The organism is Pseudogracilibacillus amylolyticus (SeqCode), assembly GCF_051918545.1.
In the GTDB taxonomy this organism is placed as follows: Bacteria; Bacillota; Bacilli; order Bacillales; family Amphibacillaceae; genus Pseudogracilibacillus.
The window spans coordinates 1-3,400 of record NZ_JBPPZG010000301.1 but is presented as its reverse complement, the minus strand read 5'-3'; the positions used below and the strand labels follow the sequence as shown (position 1 = coordinate 3,400).

The 3,400-nt window shown below is 34.5% G+C and carries 4 protein-coding genes; 3 read left to right on the top strand and 1 reads right to left on the bottom strand.

Annotated elements, in window-relative coordinates; all coding sequences use genetic code 11:
• From ACPYKA_RS19895 to ACPYKA_RS19885, 3 genes are all read left to right on the top strand, one after another.
• The coding region (locus ACPYKA_RS19895; protein WP_479543932.1) for an energy-coupling factor ABC transporter ATP-binding protein at nucleotides 1-856 on the top strand (856 nt) is incomplete at its 5' end.
• Entirely contained in the window at nucleotides 857-1,669 is an 813-nt protein-coding gene (locus ACPYKA_RS19890; RefSeq protein WP_479543931.1) for an energy-coupling factor ABC transporter ATP-binding protein, read from the top strand.
• The gene (locus tag ACPYKA_RS19885) at nucleotides 1,650-2,576 is read left to right on the top strand and encodes a nucleoside hydrolase (RefSeq protein ID WP_479543930.1); all 927 of its coding nucleotides are present in this window, start codon (nucleotides 1,650-1,652) and stop codon (nucleotides 2,574-2,576) included. Before ACPYKA_RS19890 ends, ACPYKA_RS19885 begins: the two co-directional genes overlap by 20 nt.
• A 229-nt stretch (nucleotides 2,577-2,805) precedes the next feature.
• Here the strand turns inward: ACPYKA_RS19885 and ymzB are convergent, their stop codons facing one another.
• Nucleotides 2,806-3,162: a protein YmzB gene (gene ymzB / locus ACPYKA_RS19880; protein WP_479543929.1), complete on the bottom strand. Its 357-nt coding sequence runs from the start codon at nucleotides 3,160-3,162 to the stop codon at nucleotides 2,806-2,808.
• Nucleotides 3,163-3,400 lie beyond the last annotated feature (238 nt).

Sequence of the window (3,400 nt, the reverse complement as noted above, 5' to 3'; positions counted from 1 at the left end):
CATGAGCATTATATCGTTGAAAAATATTAGCTATCAATATCCTTTAGAAGAAAAAGAAACGATTCATAATCTGTCATTTGATTTTAAAAAAGGTCATGTATATGGATTGATAGGGGCAAATGAGTCGGGGAAAACAACGATATGCAATATTATCCGCGGCTTTATTCCAGAACTATACAAAGGAAAGTTAACAGGAGAAATAATGATCAAAGGTAGGCCAATAAACGACTATAACATTGGAGAACTTGCAACAATTATCGGTTACTCTTTTCAAAATCCTTTCACACAATTATCCGGAGTAAAAGAAACCGTATATGAGGAAATAGCTTATGGTATGGAAAATATTGGAGTCCCTCGAAATGAAATGATTACAAAAGTAAATGAATTGGTGGACATATTCCAGTTGAACGATTTAATAGATAAAAATCCATATCAATTATCAGGTGGACAAAAACAAAGAGTGGCAATTGCATCGATTATTGCTTTAGATCCTGAGGTTATTATTTTGGATGAACCAACTTCACAATTGGATCCTAAAAGCAGTGAAGACATTTTTGAAATCCTGCAACTTTTAAAAAGTCAGGACAAAACTGTTATATTGGTGGAACATAAAGTTGATTTACTAGCAGAGTATTGCGATGAGATTTTATTAATGAATCAAGGGCAACTTGTTATGACAGGCCCTACACAGGATATTTTATCTGATCCATCTGTTTTGGAGTATGGCGGTCAGCTACCACAAATCGTTCTATATTATCTAAAAAAGGCACAAGAAAACAATGCAAAAGTACCGAAGACGGTACCGTTAACGATCCATGAAGTATCTAAGAGCTTAAGCAAGGATGGTGATATGTAAATGGCTTATCTATCATTGAAAAATGTCTCGTACACGTATGAGAACGGGTATGAAGCGATACAAAATGTGAATGTAGACTTTGAATTAGGTGAATCAGTAGCTATTGTTGGACAAAATGGTGCAGGAAAAACAACGACAGTTAAACTGATGAATAAATTATTAATCCCGACAAAAGGGGAGGTTGTCGTTGATGGCATCTCTACAAAAGCGACAACGACAGCCGAAATTGCTAAAAAAGTTGGCTATGTTTTTCAAAATCCAGATGATCAAATTTTCCAAGATACGATCTATAAAGAAATTGCATTTGGTCCGAAATATCAAAAGTTAGCAAATAAGGTAGTGGAAAAAAGAGTCAATATGGCAGCTGAAATCTGTGGATTAACGGACTCATTATCCGAACATCCATATAATTTACCTTATTCAAAAAGGAAATTTATTACGATTGCAGCCGTATTAGCAATGGATCCTAATGTAATTATTTTAGATGAACCCACTGCAGGCCAAGATAGAGAGTCGATCGAGCGTTTAGGTGATATTATCAAGTATTTATCAGATCAAAATAAAGCTGTTATTACAATTACACATGATATGGAGTTTGTTGTGCGGGAGTTTAATCGGGTGATCGTCTTTGCGGATAAACAAAAACGAAGAGATGCAGCGCCGATGGAAATATTTTGGGATGAAAAACTTCTGAAATTAAGTAATTTAAAACAACCTTATATTTGTCAACTGGCTACCATTTTAGGTTATAAAGACGTACTAACAATGGAAGATTTATTAGAAAGGGAAAAAAATGAAGAATATAATCATTGATTGTGACCCAGGTCATGATGATGCTTTAGCTATTTTAACTGCTATTGCTCATACTGAAAAATTACGTATATTAGGAATTACGACAATAGGTGGGAATCAAACATTAGAGAAGGTAACAACCAATGCGAAAAATGTATTAGACTTCGTACATGCCGATATCCCATTAGCAACAGGACAAACAGGGCCGTTAACAAAAGAACTTCGTGTTGCTCCTGAAGCACATGGAGATAGCGGAATGGACGGACCTTATTTTAACGGAGAAAATTATCCCATCGCTTCTAATAATGCCATTTTATTTATGTATGAAAAAATTATGGCAAGTAAAGAAAATGTCATTCTTGTAGGTTTAGGGCCTTTGACAAATATCGCATTATTAATCAAAGTATTTCCTGAAGTCCACAGTAAAATAGAATATATTAGCATTATGGGCGGTGGACTTGATCGTGGTAATACAACCGCTCTTGCTGAATTTAATATTTATGTCGATCCCGAGGCTGCAGAAATTGTTTTCAATTCCGATATTCCTATTGTGATGTCGGGTCTCGATGTAACAGAACAAGCAGAAATTACAGTAGATGAAATTAATGGTTTGCAAAATAAAGGTCGCGTCAGCCATTTAGCGTATGAGCTACTACATTTTTATAATCAATCAGGAAGACAATTTGGCTTTATCAATAGCCCTATTCATGATTTATGTGCAATAGCTTATCTGATTGATCCGGGGATGTTTTCTGGAACCTCCTATCATGTGGATGTCATCACAGAAGGAAAAGCAAGAGGATTAACGTTTGCGGATAAACGATTAGCTGCGGTGGGAAAGCAAAACACATTCGTCTTAGAACAAGTTAATCGAGAGAAATTTGTCAGCTTGCTAATAGATGCATTAGCATATTTAGATGAGCGATAATATTTTCAAAGCTTATTTTTAAGTTGAAAAATGACATGATACAAAAATGACTACATTATACAAATTGACATTTAAAAACGTTAACCCCTACTCTTCATGATTGAGTGGGGTTTTTATAATAAACCATTAAGAAGGAAGCAATTTGGTGAGCTTGAAACAATCAGAAAAGAAGTAACCATGGACCAGTTATTCACGGATGATTACTTCTTTTTGCCGTTTCAAATGGACTTTAATTTACACGCTCTATTTTATATACCCCTCGATCCGTACTGATTAAAAATGTCGTCCCATCAAATTCATAAAGAGTATCATCTTCTAGCGGGATTTCATATAAAGAAGATGGCAAAGGTTGTGAATCATTGTTTTCTGTTTGAATTGACCCTTGTCCGCCCAGCTGCAGCGTATGGATCGGTTCATATCCATCAATTGTAGGTGTTTCATTTTTAAACGATACCTTTTCCAATTGCATAACGATTTCATCTAAATCATTCATTTCTAGCTTGGATATTTTAATTTCGGCCTGACTCCATTTTTGTAGTAACTCATTAAACTGTTCAATTGATAAAAATTTATACCGTTGTTCCAAGATTATCCCTCCTGCATATAAATTAACCCGTTCTAGAGAAAATAATCTAAAAAATAAAATTTCCTTAAAAAAGTGTCACAGAAAACTTATGTGCGAATCTTCAATGAGCAACCACTTTGCTACAAAGGGATGTTTATTATTATCAAACGACTCATACTATGAAAGCAAAATATAATTGCAATTGAATAATCAAAATAAAGGAGCGAAACACTTGTTCCTTTTTGTTAGTTCAGTTATA

What these genes read in the sequence shown, in the direction of transcription:
- ACPYKA_RS19890 (WP_479543931.1), top strand. Translation starts at nt 857, where the DNA reads ATGGCTTATCTATCATTGAAAAATGTCTCGTACACGTATGAGAACGGG.
- ACPYKA_RS19885 (WP_479543930.1), top strand. Translation starts at nt 1,650, where the DNA reads ATGAAGAATATAATCATTGATTGTGACCCAGGTCATGATGATGCTTTA.